General features: G+C 75.2%; 15 protein-coding genes and 1 tRNA gene. 10 read left to right on the top strand and 6 right to left on the bottom strand.

All coding sequences use genetic code 11. From position 1 onward, the window contains the following. Window positions 1-31: 31 nt before the first annotated feature. Window positions 32-2,749, bottom strand: coding sequence for a DNA polymerase I (gene polA, locus VKV23_08460; GenBank protein HLI16065.1), 2,718 nt, complete (start codon window positions 2,747-2,749; stop codon window positions 32-34). Window positions 2,750-3,137: 388 nt separating this feature from the next. Between polA and VKV23_08465 the strand changes: the two genes are divergently transcribed. Then, window positions 3,138-3,827, top strand: a complete 690-nt coding sequence (locus VKV23_08465; protein ID HLI16066.1) for a metal-dependent transcriptional regulator — start codon at window positions 3,138-3,140, stop codon at window positions 3,825-3,827. 9 nt (window positions 3,828-3,836) lie between these two features. Here the strand turns inward: VKV23_08465 and VKV23_08470 are convergent, their stop codons facing one another. From VKV23_08470 to menC, 3 genes are all read right to left on the bottom strand, one after another. Then, window positions 3,837-4,436 carry a response regulator gene (locus VKV23_08470; GenBank protein ID HLI16067.1) on the bottom strand — a complete coding sequence of 200 codons (600 nt, stop codon included), beginning with the start codon at window positions 4,434-4,436 and terminating at the stop codon, window positions 3,837-3,839. A 76-nt stretch (window positions 4,437-4,512) separates the two neighbouring features. After that, window positions 4,513-4,815, bottom strand: coding sequence for a hypothetical protein (locus VKV23_08475; protein HLI16068.1), 303 nt, complete (start codon window positions 4,813-4,815; stop codon window positions 4,513-4,515). A 10-nt stretch (window positions 4,816-4,825) separates the two neighbouring features. Continuing rightward, the gene (menC, locus tag VKV23_08480; GenBank protein HLI16069.1) at window positions 4,826-5,944 is read right to left on the bottom strand and encodes an o-succinylbenzoate synthase; all 1,119 of its coding nucleotides are present in this window, start codon (window positions 5,942-5,944) and stop codon (window positions 4,826-4,828) included. A 111-nt stretch (window positions 5,945-6,055) separates the two neighbouring features. On the opposite strand from menC, the gene VKV23_08485 reads away from it, so the two are divergent. After that, window positions 6,056-6,138 (top strand) — tRNA-Leu (locus VKV23_08485). 18 nt (window positions 6,139-6,156) lie between these two features. Here the strand turns inward: VKV23_08485 and VKV23_08490 are convergent. Beyond that, window positions 6,157-6,360, bottom strand: a complete 204-nt coding sequence (locus tag VKV23_08490; GenBank protein ID HLI16070.1) for a DUF6186 family protein — start codon at window positions 6,358-6,360, stop codon at window positions 6,157-6,159. Then, a complete protein-coding gene (locus VKV23_08495) occupies window positions 6,350-6,808 on the bottom strand; it encodes a hypothetical protein (GenBank protein HLI16071.1) in 459 nt (152 codons plus the stop codon). The genes VKV23_08490 and VKV23_08495 overlap by 11 nt, the downstream gene beginning before the upstream one ends. Window positions 6,809-6,930: 122 nt before the next feature. On the opposite strand from VKV23_08495, the gene fabD reads away from it, so the two are divergent. From fabD to VKV23_08535, 8 genes are read left to right on the top strand one after another with little or no spacing between them, the layout of a single operon-like run. Beyond that, a complete protein-coding gene (fabD, locus tag VKV23_08500; protein ID HLI16072.1) occupies window positions 6,931-8,283 on the top strand; it encodes an ACP S-malonyltransferase in 1,353 nt (450 codons plus the stop codon). Next, window positions 8,283-9,212 (top strand): beta-ketoacyl-ACP synthase III, encoded by a 930-nt coding sequence (locus tag VKV23_08505; protein HLI16073.1) that lies wholly within the window; start codon window positions 8,283-8,285, stop codon window positions 9,210-9,212. The genes fabD and VKV23_08505 overlap by 1 nt, the downstream gene beginning before the upstream one ends. Next, complete coding sequence (gene fabG / locus VKV23_08510; GenBank protein HLI16074.1) at window positions 9,209-9,937, top strand: 3-oxoacyl-ACP reductase FabG; 729 nt, start codon at window positions 9,209-9,211, stop codon at window positions 9,935-9,937. Before VKV23_08505 ends, fabG begins: the two co-directional genes overlap by 4 nt. A 47-nt stretch (window positions 9,938-9,984) precedes the next feature. Then, window positions 9,985-10,224 (top strand): acyl carrier protein, encoded by a 240-nt coding sequence (gene acpP, locus VKV23_08515; protein HLI16075.1) that lies wholly within the window; start codon window positions 9,985-9,987, stop codon window positions 10,222-10,224. Continuing rightward, the gene (locus tag VKV23_08520; GenBank protein HLI16076.1) at window positions 10,224-11,426 is read left to right on the top strand and encodes a beta-ketoacyl-ACP synthase II; all 1,203 of its coding nucleotides are present in this window, start codon (window positions 10,224-10,226) and stop codon (window positions 11,424-11,426) included. Before acpP ends, VKV23_08520 begins: the two co-directional genes overlap by 1 nt. Before the next feature lie 2 nt (window positions 11,427-11,428). Next, the gene (locus VKV23_08525) at window positions 11,429-13,012 is read left to right on the top strand and encodes an AarF/UbiB family protein (GenBank protein ID HLI16077.1); all 1,584 of its coding nucleotides are present in this window, start codon (window positions 11,429-11,431) and stop codon (window positions 13,010-13,012) included. Window positions 13,013-13,061: 49 nt separating this feature from the next. Next, window positions 13,062-13,514: a MarR family transcriptional regulator gene (locus VKV23_08530; GenBank protein HLI16078.1), complete on the top strand. Its 453-nt coding sequence runs from the start codon at window positions 13,062-13,064 to the stop codon at window positions 13,512-13,514. After that, window positions 13,511-14,782: an MFS transporter gene (locus tag VKV23_08535; protein ID HLI16079.1), complete on the top strand. Its 1,272-nt coding sequence runs from the start codon at window positions 13,511-13,513 to the stop codon at window positions 14,780-14,782. The genes VKV23_08530 and VKV23_08535 overlap by 4 nt, the downstream gene beginning before the upstream one ends. Window positions 14,783-14,835: the final 53 nt, after the last annotated feature.

Here is a 14,835-nt window from a genome sequence, read left to right on the forward strand (position 1 = left end):
GACCCACCCGGGGCCGGAGCCGCCCGGCATGCTACACCGCGGGCGGCGCGACCTCCTTGGCGTCGGCCCAGGTGGGGCCCCACGCCAGGTGGACCTCCAGCGGCACCTTGAGGGGGTAGGCGCGCTGCATCGCCTCGAGCGTGAGCGCCTCGGCCACCTCCCGCTCGGCGTGCGGCGCCTCGACGAGGATCTCGTCGTGGACCTGGAGGACGATGCGCGCCGCGAGGCCGCGTGCCTCGAAGGCGGCGTCGAGCGCGACGAGGGCGATCTTGAAGATGTCGGCGGCGAGGCCCTGGATGCCGGCGTTCATCGCCTGGCGCTCGGCTGCCTGGCGGATGCGCGCGTTGGTCGACGCGAGCTCCGGCAGGTAGCGCCGGCGGCCCTTCTCCGTCTCGGTGTAGCCGCGCCGGCGCGCCTCGGCGACCGTGCGCTCCATGTAGGCGCGCACCGCCGGGAAGGCGGCGAAGTACTGCTCGAGGATGGCCGACGCCTCCTCGACGGGGATGGCGAGGCGCTGGGAGAGGCCGTACGCCTCCATGCCGTACGCGAGGCCGTAGGAGACCATCTTCGCCTTCGCCCGCTGAGCCGGCGTCACCTCGCTCGGCGCCACCTTGAAGAGCCGCGCCGCGGTGACGGCGTGGATGTCCTGTCCCTGCGCGAAGGCCTCGATGAGCCCGGGGTCGTCGGCGAGGTGCGCGATGACGCGCAGCTCGATCTGGCTGTAGTCGGCGACGAGGAGGCCCGCGCCCGGGGCCGGGACGAAGGCCGCCCGGAAGCGCCTGCCCTCCTCGGTTCGAACCGGGATGTTGTGGAGGTTGGGCTGGTCCGACGACAGTCGACCGGTGCGCGCGACGGTCTGGTTGAACGACGCGTGGATCCGGCCGTCGGGCGCCACCTCGGCGAGGAGGCCCTCCCCGTAGGTAGAGCGCAGCTTCTCGACCTCCCGGTAGCGCAGGAGGGCGTCGACGATCTCGTGCTGGTCGCGCAGGCGCTCGAGCGTCGCCGCGTCCGTCGAGTAGCCCGTCTTCGTGCGCCGAAGCGGGGTCAGCCCCAGCTTCTCGTAGAGCACGACACGCAGCTGGACCGTCGAGTTGACGTTGAACGGCTCGCCGGCGAGCGCCTGGATCCGCTCCTCGAGCGCTCGAGCCTCGGCGGTGAGCTCGGCGTTGATCGCCTGCAGGGCCTCGACGTCGACGCCGATCCCGACGTGCTCCATCTTCGCGAGGACCCGCACGAGCGGCCGTTCGACCTCCTCGTAGAGGGCCACCCCCCCCACCGAGGCGAGCTCGTCGCGCAGTCGCTCCCCGAGCGCCCCGACGAGCTCGGCCCGGGCCGCGAGCGCCCCCGCGCGTGCCGAGGCATCCTCCCGCCCCGCCGACGGTCCGCCGGCGTCGTCCGAGGCGCTCGGCAGCGAGAGGCCGAAGTGGAACGCCACGTCCTCGAGGCCGGCCTGGCCGAGCGACGGATCGACGAGGTAGGCGGCGACGGCGGTATCGAGCTCCAGGCCGGTGATGTCGATGCCCTCGGCCAGCAGCGCGCGCATGAGCTCCTTCGCACGGTGCGCCCGAACCCGGCGCCTGCCGTCGCTCGGCGCGCACAGCGCGCCGAGCGCGGCAGCCGTGGCCGCCTCGCCGAGGAGCTCGCCCGCCACGACGCCCACCTCCTCGCCGGCCGGGCCGAGGGCAGCGAGCGCCTCGAGTGCCGAGCGCCCCGGCGGCCCCGCCCAGGCCGGCTCGAGGACGACCGGCCCCTCGCCGGCCGAGAGCGATCGGAGGAAGGCCGCCGCGTCGGCGTCGGTCCCGAGGACGGCGACGGGCAGCGCCGCCGCGGGCGCGGGCGGCCGCTCGTCGCCTGGGCGCGCGAGCGCGTCGAGCACGGCGAAGAGGCGCTCGCGCGGGGTGCGCATCTCGAGGAAGGCGAACAGGCGCGACAGCGCCTCCCGGTCGGGCGGACGCAGGTCGAGCGCCCCGGGCGAGAGCGCGAGCGGCACGTCGCGCACGGCCCGAGTGAGGCGGAGGTTGGTCCGCACCTGCGCCTCGCAGGCGGCGAGGGCCTCGCGCAGCTTCGGGGTGCACGCGTCGAGGTGCGAGAAGATGGCGTCGACGTCGCCGTAGGTGGCGACGAGGCGCGCCGCGGTCTTCTCGCCGACGCCCGGCACGCCGGCCAGGTTGTCCGAGGGGTCGCCGCGCAGCGCGGCGAGCAGCGGGTAGTCGGCGGGCCGCACGCCGGTTCGCTCGCGGATCCCGGCCTCGTCGTACAGGACGTAGTCCGTGACGCCTCGACGGTTGTACAGGACGCGCACGTGCGGGTCCTCGACGAGCTGGAAGGCGTCCCGATCCCCCGTCACGACGATGACGTCGTGACCGTCTGCCGCGAGGCGCGTGGCGAGCGTGGCGATGACGTCGTCGGCCTCGTAGCCGGGGGCGTCGAGCGCCGGCACGCCGAGCGCCTCGACGAAGCCGCGGATGATCTCGATCTGCTGTGCGAGCGGCTCGGGCGTGGCGACGCGGCCCGCCTTGTAGTGCTCGGCGATCTCGTCACGAAAGGTCGGCTCGGGCCGGTCGAAGGCCACCGCCATGCCCGCCGGGCGGAAGTCCTCGAGCAGCTTCGTCACCATCGAGACGAAGCCGTAGACGGCCTGTGTCTCCTGGCCCGAGCTGGTGCGCATCCCCGCATCCTGCAGGGCGAACCAGGCACGGAAGGCGAGCGAGTGCCCGTCGAGGAGGAGGTAGGTCGCCACGCTCGTCACGGGCCCGCCGGATCGGCGGGCCCGGCGGGCAGCCCGGCGCGCTGGTCCGGCGCGCACGACGGACGTCGCCGGTTCCCCGCAGGAACGGCGCCGGCTGGGGCGCACCTGCCCGCCTCGCGCGCGGCGGGCCCGGGCGGCGCGGCACCCGCCGAGCGCGCCCCGACGCGCGCGCTGCTCGCGCGCCGCTCCCCGTCCACGAGCTCCCTCCAGCCGCGCCCACCGGCACGCGGCGTCGCTGCGGCTCTCGGCTGGGCGCCTCGCGAGGCACGGGATCGGCCTGGACGTCGCGCCAGCGGCACGGCGCGATGCTAGGCGCGCCGGGACCGCACCTCGCCCGTCGTCGGCGCTCCCGAGGTTCGACCGACCTGCGGCGGTAGCATGGCGGCGCATGGCTGGCGGCTTCCACCCCCCGCTCGAGGAGTACCTCGAGGCAATCCACGCCCTCGCCGAGGAGGGCACGACCATCATCCAGGCGCGCCTCGTCGAGCGCCTGGGCCACTCGCCGCAGGCGGTCTCCGAGATGGTCCGACGCCTCGCCAGCGCGGGCTACCTCGAGCGACGCGGCCGCGGCGTCGCGCTCACCCCGCTCGGCCAGGCGCGCGCCGAGAGCGTCGTGCGCAAGCACCGCCTCGCGGAGCGCTTCCTCGTCGACGTCCTCGGGCTCGCCTGGGACCGGGCGCACGACGAGGCCGGCCGGTGGGAGCACGTCATCTCCGACGAGGTCGAGGCGCGCTTCGTGGAGCTCCTCGGCCACCCGACGACGTGCCCGCACGGCAACCCGATCCCCGGCGCCCCCCGCGACGAGGCGCCCCAGGTGCCGATGGCCGACGTCGTGGAAGGCCAGCAGATCCGCCTGGCGCGCATCACCGAGCGGGTCGAGACCGATCGCGACGTGCTCGCCTACCTCGGCGAGCACGGGCTCGTCCCCGGACGACGGGCGCGCGTCGCCTCGCGGGCGCCCGACGGGACGGTCACCCTCGAGCTCGACGGCGTCGACGGCTCGCGGCCCGCCACCGTCGCCGTCGGTGCGGCGATGTGCCGCGAGCTGTACGTCACCGACGCGCCGGCCGCCGGCTGACGGTCCTCCTCAGCTCGGGGCGAGCTCCCCCGCGACGATCGCCTGCGCGACCTGCCGCATCGTCGTCCGCCGGTCCATCGCGCTCCGCTGGATGAAGGCGAACGCCTCCGCCTCCTTCAGGCCGTGCTCGTCCATGAGGCGCCCCTTGGCGCGGTCGAGCCAGCGACGGGTCTCGAGCTTCTCCTCGAGCCGCCGCTTCTCGTCGGTGAGCGACGCCACCTCCGCCTCGAGCGCCTGCACCTCGGCGAAGCGCCCGAGCGCCACCTCGATGGCCGGCAGGAGCTCCTCCTTCTGGAAGGGCTTCACGAGGTAGGCGAGGGCTCCGGCGTCGCGGGCCTGCTCGATGAGGTCGCGCTGGGAGAACGCGGTCAGGATGAGCACCGCCGTCCTCGAGTGCTCGCCGATCTCCCTCGCCGCGGCGAGGCCGTCCATCCCCGGCATCTTGATGTCGAGGATGACGAGGTCAGGTGCCAGACGGCGGACGAGCTCGACCGCCTCGTCGCCGCGTCCCGTCTCGCCGACGACGCGGTAGCCCTCCTCCTGGAGGATCTCCCGCAGGTCGAGGCGGACGATGGCCTCGTCCTCGGCGATGACGACGGTCCTGGACAACCCGATCGCTCCTCTCACCCTGCTCCGGCGGCGTGCGCCAGGTGCGAGCGCGGCGCTCGGCGAGCTCGCGCCGAGGTCAGCCTACGAGCTTGCCGAGCAGCTCGTCCTGCGCCGCCTCGAGCTCGGCGACGAGCGCGCGCGCCGCGTCCCGGCTCCGCCGCATCGCCTCGGCGTGGCGCTCGGCCTCGCGCCACTCCCGCTCGGCGAGCGGCGTCTCGGAGACGAGCATTCGAAGCCGGGCCTCGTCCGCCTGCTCGTCGAGGGCCGCGAGCTGCTCCTCGGCCACCTCGAGCTCGGCACGGGCCCTCGCCAGCCTCGCGTGGACGTCGAACAGGCGGCGTTCCACGCGCGCCTGGTGGACGCTCCGGCCCGTTCGCACGACGCGCAGTCTACGGCGCCGGCCGGGCGCTCCAGGAGCGCAGCTGCGCAGCCTGCAGGCGTTCGGGGACCGGGGCCACGCCGAGGCCCGGTCCGGCTGGCACCTCCAGCCACCCGCCCTCGAGACGGTGCGCCTCGGTGAGGTCCGTCGCGAAGTACCGGTCGCTCGCCCCGAGGTCGCTCCCGAGGCTGAAGCCACCGAGCCCGCCGACCGCCAGCGTGGCGGCGCGCCCGAGACCGCTCTCGAGCATGCCGCCGAGGGCGAGTGCCAGGCCGGCCTCGACGCAGCGAGCGTGCACCCGCCGCGCGGCGAGGAGGCCCCCGAGCCGTGCCGGCTTCACGACGACCCCGCGGCACGCGCGAAGCGCGATCGCGCTGTCGAGCACGCCGAGCGAGGTGACCGACTCGTCGAGGACGACGGGCGTCTCGAGCGACGCGGTCAGCTCGGCGTGGCCGAGCAGGTCGTCGGGCGCGAGCGGCTGCTCGAGGGCCGCGAGCCCGAGGCGGTCGAGCCGCTCGAGCGCGCGGCGCTGGCGAGGGTCGCCGAGGCGGTAGGAGCCGTTCGCGTCCGCGACGAGGGCGACCTCGGGGTGACGCGCTCGCACCCCCTCGAGCAGCGCCCACTCCCGACCCGGCGCGATCTTGCACTTCAGCCGCCGGTAACCGGCGGCCACGGCCGCGTCCGCGGCGGCGAGGACCTGCGCAGGGGCACCGAGGCCGATCGTCGCCCCCGCGACGACGCGCCGCTCGACCGCCCCGAGGTGCTCGGCGAGCGACCGGCCCTCGGCGCGCAGGCCGGCGTCGAGCAGCGCCATCTCGATCGCCGCCTTCGCCATCGGGTGGCCGACCACTTGCTCGAGGCGCGCCAGCGCCTCCTGCACGGATGCCGGGGGCCGCGGGGCGAGGAGGCGGGGGACGAGGTGGTCGACGAGCACGGCGAAGGCGCCCGCCGCGTACTCCGCCGTGTAGGTCGGCTCGGCGAGCGCCGCGCACTCCCCCCAGCCCTCCGCGGCGTCGGTGAGCACGCGCACGAGCACGAGCGGCCGCTCGCGCACCGTCGCGTGGGCGGCGACGAGCGGCTCGGCGAGCTCGAGCACGACGAGCCGGACCTCGACGCCGGTCAGGCGCACGAGGCGGCCTCGTCGCGCCTCGAGCGGCGACCCGCCGCAGCGTGGGCGTGCATGGCACCAGGCTGCCACGGCGGGCTCCGGGAGACCGCCACGGTTAGCCTGTCGTCACCGGCCCGGGTGGCGGAACGGTAGACGCGGCGGCCTCAAAAGTCGCTGCCCGCGAGGGCGTGCGGGTTCGAGTCCCGCCCCGGGCACGCGCGAGGAGGCAGCGCTCAGCGAGGCGCCACCCCGTAGCGGACGAAGAGGTGGTAGCCGGCGAAGGCCCACAGGAGGAAGAGGAGCGCCCGGCCGGCCCGCGCACGCTCTGCCGCCGAGAGGGCCTCGGCGAAGGTGGCGTGCCCCCGGCCACGGCGCGCCGCCACCTCCCAGGCCAGGGCGGCGCACGCCACGGCGATCCACGCCGCCTCACCGGGCACCGGCTCTCCCCCGCAGCCAGCGGGCCGCGCCAGGCCGGCCGAGCGAGCGCCTCGCGAGCAGCGCCCCCAGCACCAGCCACGTCGCGAACGCCACCGAGCGCGCGGGTCGGGGGGCGGTGAGCTCGTCGAGGAGGTGGCTGAGGCTCGGCCAGCGCCGGGAGCGACCGCCGAGGGCGAGCGCGACCGCCTCGAGGCCGAGCGCCGCGGCAGCGAGAACCATCCAGCAGCCGACCCGGCGCAGCGTGCCCCGGTGCGCCCTCCGCTGCGAGGCGCCCAGCGCGAGGGCGGCCGCGACGGCGCCCACCGGGGCGAGGACGGCGGCGCTCGCTGCCGGGGAGAAGTGCGCGAGGCCGCTCGCCCACCAGCCGTAGGCGAGGCAGCCGGCGACGGTGACCGACCAGCCGGCCGCGCGGGCTCGGCAGCGCGCGCCCGCGTCGGCCTGCGCCACGCCCCACCTCCCACCTGGCTCCGAGGCGCCTCCAGGCTAGGGCGGCCGGACCCCCAGTCCTTGCCCCGGTGCTCGCCCCGTTCTCTACAGTGGGTCCCCGAAGGCCCGTCCGCGAGGTAACCGTGGGGCGCGCCCGAGGGTCCAACTGGTGGGCATCGAGGCGCGGCGCCCTCGCCGTCGAAGGGAGCGGTTGGTTGCTGGCGTTCACGTTTCCCGGCCAGGGCTCGCAGCGCCCGGCCATGGGCGCGGCCTGGGTCGACCACCCGTCGTGGGAGCTCGTCGAGCACGCCAGCGAGGTCCTCGACCGCGACGTCGCCGAGCTCTTGCTCGAGGCGGACGCCGAGCGCCTGACGCGCACCACCAACGCCCAGCTCGCGACCTTCGTCGCGAGCCTCGTGGTGCTCGACGCCACCGAGCGCCTCGGCCTGCAGCCGGCGGCCGCGGCGGGGCACTCGCTCGGCGAGTACACCGCGCTCGTCGCGACCGGCGCGCTCTCCTACGAGGACGGCCTCCGCCTCGTGGCCGAGCGCGGCGAGGCCATGCAGGACGCGGCGGACCACGCGCCGGGGACGATGATGGCCGTGCTCGGCCTGCCCGACGACGCCGTCGAAGCCGCCTGCGTGCGGGCCGAGGGCGAGGTCTGGGTGGCGAACTACAACGCGCCCGGCCAGGTCGTGATCGCGGGGACCGAGGAGTCCCTGGCCCGAGCCGCGCAGATCGCACGCTCGCTCGGCGCGAAGCGGGTGCTGCGCTTCGCCGTCGGCGGCGCCTTCCACACGCCGCTCATGGCCCCCGCGCGCGACCGGCTGCGCAAGGCACTCCAGGCGGTGGCCTTCCGCGAGGCGGAGCCGGTCGTCGTCGCCAACGTCGACGCGCGGCCGCACCCCGACCCGCTCGAGTGGCCCGGCCTGCTCTCGGCGCAGCTGTGCGCGCCGGTGCGCTGGCGCCAGACCCTCGAGGCCCTCCACGCGAGCGGCGCCCGGACCTTCGTCGAGCTCGGACCCGGCGGCGTGCTCACCGGCCTCCTCCGGCGGGCGCTGCCCGCCGAGGACGTCACCGGTCACTCGGTCGCCACGCCCGACGACCTCGAGGCGCTCGTCGAGGCGCTCGGCGCGGCCGCCGAGCGGGAGCGCCGCGCGCACGCCGTCGGCGAGCGCTACGTGATGACCGAGCGCCTCGTCGTCGCGCCGGCGACCGGACCGTTCCGCCTCCACGAGGCGCTCGCCGCCGCCGCGCCGAAGCTCCGCTCGGGTCGCCACCGCCACCGGGCCGGCGCGCACGGCGGCGAGGCGGACGACGCCGGGCCGGCGCTCCGCCTCGCGGTCGGCGACCTCGTGGGGTGGGCCGGGGACGTGGAGATACGCTCCCCCTTCGCCGGCAGCCTCGAGGGCGTCCTCGTGCTGGCCGGCGAGCGCGTCGTCACCGGTCAGCCGGTTGCGTGGCTGCGCGTCGACGACGACCAGGACGCGTCCTGATGGGCGCCGCCATCACGGGCTGGGGCAGCGCCCTGCCCGACAAGGTCGTGACGAACGAGGACTTCGCGGCGCGCCTCGACACCTCGGACGCCTGGATCCGCGAGCGCACCGGGATCCTCGAGCGGCGGATCGGCGGTACGACCGCCGGCCTCGCCGTCGAGGCCGGTCGACGCGCCCTCGAGCGGGCCGGCGTCGCGCCCGAGGAGATCGACCTCCTCGTCCTCGCCACCACCACCCCCGACCAGGCGGTCCCGGCAACCTCCTCCTCGGTGCACGAGGCGCTCGGGCTGCGCGGCGGCGCACTCGACCTCAACGCGGCGTGCGCCGGCTTCACCTACTCGCTCGTCGTCGCCGACGCGATGATCCGGCTGGGCCAGCGCAAGGTGCTCGTCATCGGGGCCGAGACGCTCTCGCGGCTCACCGACTTCGAGGACCGCGCGACGGCGGTGCTCTTCGGGGACGGGGCCGGCGCCGTCGTGCTCGAGGACGGGCCGGCACCCGACCTGCTCGTCGCCTACGACCTCGGGGTCGACGGCTCGGCGGCCCACCTGCTGTCCTGCGAGCACGGCGGCACCTGGCACATGGAAGGACGCGAGGTCTTCCGGCGGGCCGTGCGCACCGAGCTGCGATCGATCACGAAGGTCCTCACCGAGGCCGGCGCCCGCCCCGAGGACGTCGCCCTCTTCGTCCCGCACCAGGCGAACCTGCGGATCATCGAGGCCGTCAACGAGCGCCTCGGCATCCCGATGGAGCGCACCGCCGTCGTGCTGGACCGGACCGGGAACACGTCGGCGGCGTCCATCCCGCTCGCGCTGTGCGAGGCAGCGGAGACCGGGCGCCTCGAGCCGGGCGACCTCGTGCTGCTGTCCGGCTTCGGCGCCGGGATGACCTGGGCCTCGGTGCTGATCCGCTGGAGGGGATCGCGTTGAGCGGGCGGGTGGTGCTCGTGACCGGCGGGTCGCGCGGCATCGGACTGGCCTGCGCGCGCCGGTTCCAGCGAGCCGGGGAGCGCGTCGCCGTCACCTATCGCTCGGAGCCCCCCAAGCCCCTCGACGACGCCGACCACGCGCCGCTGCTGGCGCTCGCCTGCGACGTCACCTCCCCCGCCGACGTCGAGCAGGCCTTCGCGGCGGTCGAGGCGGCGCTCGGCCCCGTCGAGGTCCTCGTGTGCTCGGCCGGGATCACCGACGACGGCCTGCTGCTCAAGATGAGCGAGGAGCGCTGGGCCGCGGTGCTCGAGACGAACCTGACCGCCTGCTACCGGACGGTGAAGCGGGCCCTGCCCGGGATGCTGCGCGCCCGGCACGGGCGCATCGTCCTCGTCTCGTCCGTCGTCGCGCTGACGGGCAACGCGGGTCAGACGAACTACGCAGCAGCCAAGGCGGGCCTGATCGGCTTCGGACGCTCCCTCGCGCGCGAGGTCGCCGCCCGGGGCGTGACCGTGAACCTCGTGGCCCCCGGCCTGATCGACACCGACATGCTCGCCGCCGCCGGCCCCGAGCGCGTCGAGGCGCTCGCCGGCGCCGTGCCACTCGGTAGGATCGGCACCCCAGACGAGGTCGCCGCCTGCGTCGAGTTCCTCGCCTCGGCCGGCGCCTCCTACGTCACCGGCGCGATCCTCGCCGTCGACGGCGGCCTCGGGATGGGAAACTGACGGCACGCTCGAGCGGCGGGTCCTCTTCACACGACAAGGGAGAACAGGTGGCAGACGACGCAACCTTCGAGAAGTTCAAGGCCTGTGCCGTCGAGGTGCTACAGGTCCCCGCGGACAAGGTCGTCCCGGAGGCTCGCTTCGCCGAGGACCTCGACGCCGACAGCCTCGACCTCGTCGAGTTCGTCATGGCGCTCGAGGAGGCCTTCGACATCACCGTCGACGAGTCCGAGCTGGACGGGGTGGAGACGGTCGGCCAGGCCTTCGAGCTGGTGTCCGCCAAGCTCTGATGAGCCCCGCACCGGCCAGGCGCCGGGTCGTCGTCACCGGGCTCGGGCCGGTGGCCTGCTGCGGGATCGGCAAGGATGCCTTCTTCGCCGGGCTGTTCGGCGCGCCCGGGCCCGGCGAGCGCCGGGTGGAGGACTTCGATCCGGCGCGCTACTTCGACCCGAAGGAGCTGCGCCAGACGGACCGCTTCGCCCAGTTCTCCCTCGCCGCCGCCGCGATCGCCATCGACGACGCGGGGGGTCTGGCCGGCGACCCGCAGCGCTGCGGCGTCATCTTCGGGACCGGCGTCGGCGGCCTCCAGACGCTCCAGGAGCAGATCCTCCTGCTCGGCGAGAAGGGCCCCCGCCGGGTCTCGCCGCGCCTCGTCCCGATGATCATGGGCAACGCCGGGGCGGCGGCCATCTCGATGCGCTTCGGGCTGCGGGGCCCGTGCGAGACCGTCGTCACGGCCTGCGCCGCCGGCACTCACGCCATCGGCTACGGCTTCCGGCTCGTCACCGACGGTCGCTGCGACGTCGTCGTCGCGGGCGGCGCCGAGGCGGCGATCTCCGAGGCCGGCGGCCTGCCGCCGATCGGCATCGCTGCCTTCGCCAACATGACGGCGCTGTCGACGACCGGTGAGTCCCGCCCCTTCGACGTGCGGCGCGACGGCTTCGTCATCGCCGAGGGTGGCGCGGCCGTCGTCCTCGAGGAGCTCGAGCACGCGCGCCGCCGCGGGGCGCGCGTCTACGCCGAGCTCCTCGGTGCCGCCTCGACGGCGGACGCCCACCACATCACCGCCCCCGCCCCCGGCGGCGCCGGTGCCGTCGCGTGCATGGAGCTCGCGCTCGAGGACGCCGGCCTGCGACCCTCGGACATCGCCCACATCAACGCGCACGGCACCTCCACGCCGCTCAACGACCTCGCCGAGGCCGAGGCGATCGAGAAGGTGTTCGGGCGCCCGTCGCCACCGGTGACCTCGATCAAGGGGGTCACCGGGCACGCGCTCGGCGCCGCCGGCGCGCTCGAGGCGGTCGCGGCGGTCCTCACGATCGAGCGTGGCGTCATCCCGCCGACGGTGGGACTCGAGCAGCTCGACCCGGCGATCCACCTCGACGTCGTCACCGGCGAGGGCCGGTCCTTCACCCCGGGACCCGTGCTCTCCAACAGCCTCGGCTTCGGCGGGCACAACGGCTGTCTCGTGCTCGCGCCGCCGCCCGCCTAGAGGTGGCGGCGGCGCCCTCCGACCTCTCCCTCGGGGCGTTCAGCGAGGCTGCCCCGTGGCGCGTCGACCTCGACGACCTGCCGTGGCGCACCGGCCTGTCCCTCGTGCGCCAGCGCACCCGCGAGGAGGTTCCCGCGCTCACGCGGCGGCGGCGGCTGCCGCCGTGGCGGCGGATCCTCGTCGTCAGCTGGAGGATCGGCCGGGCGCTCGCGCTGTGGTGGGCTCTCGAGCGCCGCCGCAGCCGGCGGGCGTCGCGCGCCGGGCTCTCGCACCGCCTGCGCATCGCCTTCCAGGCGCTCGGCCCGACGTACATCAAGCTCGGCCAGATCCTCTCCTCCGGCGAGGGGATCTTCCCGCCCGAGCTCGTCGGCGAGTTCAAGCTCCTGCGCGACCGGGTCCCCGCCGAGCGCTTCGAGGACGTCGAGCGGATCATCGAATCCGAGCTCGGCCGCCCGATCCACGAGGTCTTCGCCGAGATCGAGGAGCGGCCGGTGGCCGCCGCCTCCATCGCCCAGGTCCACCGCGCCCGCCTCGTCACGGGCGAGCCGGTCGTCGTGAAGGTGCAGCGGCCGAGAGTCGCCGAGCTCGTCCGTCACGACCTCGCCGTCATGAGCTACCTCGCCCCGCACCTCGTCGGGCGCATACCCGTCGCCGTGCTCGCCAACCCCCCCGCGCTCATCGAGCTGTTCGCCGAGACGATCGTCGAGGAGCTCGACTTCCGACTCGAGGCCGAGAGCATGCTCGACATCGCGCGCATCCTCGCTGCGACGGGCCAGCGGGCGATCGTCGTCCCCCGCCCCCACCCGCGCCTCGTCACCCCTCGCGTGCTCGTCATGGAGCGCCTCGACGGCTTCGCCTGGGACGACGTCGAGGGGATGCGAGCGGCGGGCATCAAGACGGAGGAGGTCCTGCGCGCCGGCGTCGTCTCCTTCCTCGAGGGCGCCATGCTCTACGGCGTCTTCCACGGCGACCTGCACGGCGGGAACCTCTTCGTCCTGCCCGACGGGCGCGTCGCGCTCCTCGACTTCGGCATCACCGGCCGCCTCGACGAGCCACGGCGGCTCGCGTTCCTCCGCCTCGTCATGGCCGGCACGCTGAACGACGTGCGCAGCCAGGTCGAGGCGCTCATCGAGCTCGGCGCGCTGCGCGCGGACGCCGACATCGACCAGGTCATCGAGGACCTCGACCTCGCCGCGCCACCCGAGGACGTCGTCGAGATGACCGCCGAGGAGCTCACCGCACAGCTCCGCGAGCTGACGCGCAAGCTCCTCGCCTACGGCGCGCGCATGCCGAAGGAGCTCATGCTCTTCGTGAAGAACATCCTCTTCCTCGACGGCGCGGTCGCCGCCTTCGCACCCGACGTCGACCTGCTCGGCGAGATCGCGGGCATCGCCTCGTACTTCGCGGCCCGCCACGGGGGGCGCATCGCCGACGAGATCGGCATCGACCCGCGCCGCACCCCCCTCGACCTCGACCGGGTGCGCGCCTCGCTCGGCGTCGGTGCCGGCACCGAACACCTGAGCTACCGCGAGCTGCAGCGCCGGCGCGCCGCGCTGCGGGAGAAGTTCGAACGGCGCGACACCTGACCCGCCACGTACATGCTTGCCAGCAGGCAAGTAGTGCTACACTGATCCCGTGGAGGTGCTCGACGTCGAGGTGCGGGACCTCGCATCGCGCGTGCGGGAGGTCGTGGCGCGCCTGAACCGGCGCCTCCGGCCGACGCGCGCGGGCGCCGGGCTGTCGCCGACCGAGCGCACCGTGCTCGGCTCGGTGAGCAAGTCCGGCCCCGTGTGCCTGTCCGAGCTCGCCGCCGCCGAGGACCTCAACCCGACGATGCTCTCGCGCGTCGCCGCGGCGCTCGAGCGCCAGGGGCTCGTCTCGCGCACCCAGGACCCCGAGGACAAGCGCTCCTACCTCCTCGACGCCACGCCCTCCGGCCGCCGCCTGCTCGACAAGATGCGCTCCGAGCGCAACGACGCTCTCGCGGCCAGGCTGGCACAGCTCGGACCGCGCCAGCGCGCCCGCCTCCTCGACGCCCTCCCGGTGCTCGAGACCCTCGCCGAAGCGCTGAAGGACCGGCGCCCGTGAGCGTCGCCGCAGCGGCGCGCCGCACCTTCTCCTCCCTCGCCGTCGCGAACTACCGCCGCTTCTTCGCCGGCCAGGCCATCTCCCTCGTCGGCACCTGGATGCAGACGACCGCCCAGGCATGGCTCGTGCTCGGCCTCACGCACTCGGCGAGCGACCTCGGCCTCGTCGTCGCGCTGCAGAGCCTCCCGGTCCTCCTCCTCGGCGCCTACGGCGGCGTCGTCGCGGATCGCCTGGACAAGCGCCGCCTCATGATCGCGCTGCAGAGCCTCATGGGCCTCCAGGCGCTCGCGCTCGGCGCGCTCACCTTGACCCGGGCGGTCCGCTTCCCCGAGATCTGCCTCCTCGCCGTCGTCCTCGGGCTCAACAACGCCTTCGAGAACCCGTCGCGCCAGGCGTTCGTCCTCGAGATGGTCGGGCGCGACGACCTGCGCAACGCGGTCAGCCTGAACTCGACGCTCATGAACGCGACGCGCACGGTCGGTCCGGCCCTCGCCGGCATCCTCATCGCGACGGTCGGGGTCGGCTGGTGCTTCGTCCTCAACGCGGTGAGCTTCGTCGCCGTCGTCGCCTCGCTCGCCTCGATGGACCAGCACGCCCTCTCGCCGAGCCCGCCGACGCTACGCGAGCGGGGGCAGCTCCGGGAGGGCCTGCGCTACGCGCGCCACAGCCCGCTCCTCGCCGTCCCGCTCCTCATGATGGCCCTCATCGGCACGCTCACCTTCGAGTTCCAGGTCACCCTGCCCGTCGCCGCGCAGCGGGTCTTCCACGGGGGCGCCGAGACCTACGGCCTCATGACGTCCCTCCTCGGCCTCGGCGCGGCGATCGGCGGCCTCGCCGTCGCGACTCGCGGGCGCACCGGCCTGCGCCCCATCGTCCTCGGGGCGGCCGGGTTCGGTGCCGCGATGGCGTTCGCCGCGCTCGCGCCGTCGCTGCCCGCCGAGCTCGCCGCGCTCGCGTGCGCCGGCTTCATGAGCGTCGCCTTCAGCGCGACCGGGAACTCGACGGTCCAGCTCGCCGCCGAGCCGACCAAGCGCGGCCGGATCATGGCGCTGTGGTCCATGGCCATGGTCGGCTCGACGCCGATCGGCGGCCCGCTCGTCGGCTGGATCAGCGGCGCTGCAGGGGCGAGGGCAGGACTCGGCGTCGGCGCCGCGGCCTGCGTCGCCGCCGCCGCGATCGGCTACGGCGCGATGCAGCGAGCCGCCCGGCCGCGGGCCGGGGCGACCCGCTCGACGTGCCCAGCACCGCAGGTCGCCGCCTCGAGCTGACGTCCTCGGCCGAGCGCCGCCCCGGCCACCTGCCCGAGGCGCGCGACCGCGTC

The sequence above is a fragment of the Acidimicrobiales bacterium genome, assembly GCA_035294085.1.
Classification (GTDB): domain Bacteria; phylum Actinomycetota; class Acidimicrobiia; order Acidimicrobiales; family Bog-793; genus DATGLP01.

Bases quoted from the DNA above. Each gene is read 5' to 3' on its own strand.
- VKV23_08465 (HLI16066.1), top strand. From the start codon at position 3,138: ATGGCTGGCGGCTTCCACCCCCCGCTCGAGGAGTACCTCGAGGCAATC.
- VKV23_08505 (HLI16073.1), top strand. From the start codon at position 8,283: ATGGGCGCCGCCATCACGGGCTGGGGCAGCGCCCTGCCCGACAAGGTC.
- VKV23_08520 (HLI16076.1), top strand. From the start codon at position 10,224: ATGAGCCCCGCACCGGCCAGGCGCCGGGTCGTCGTCACCGGGCTCGGG.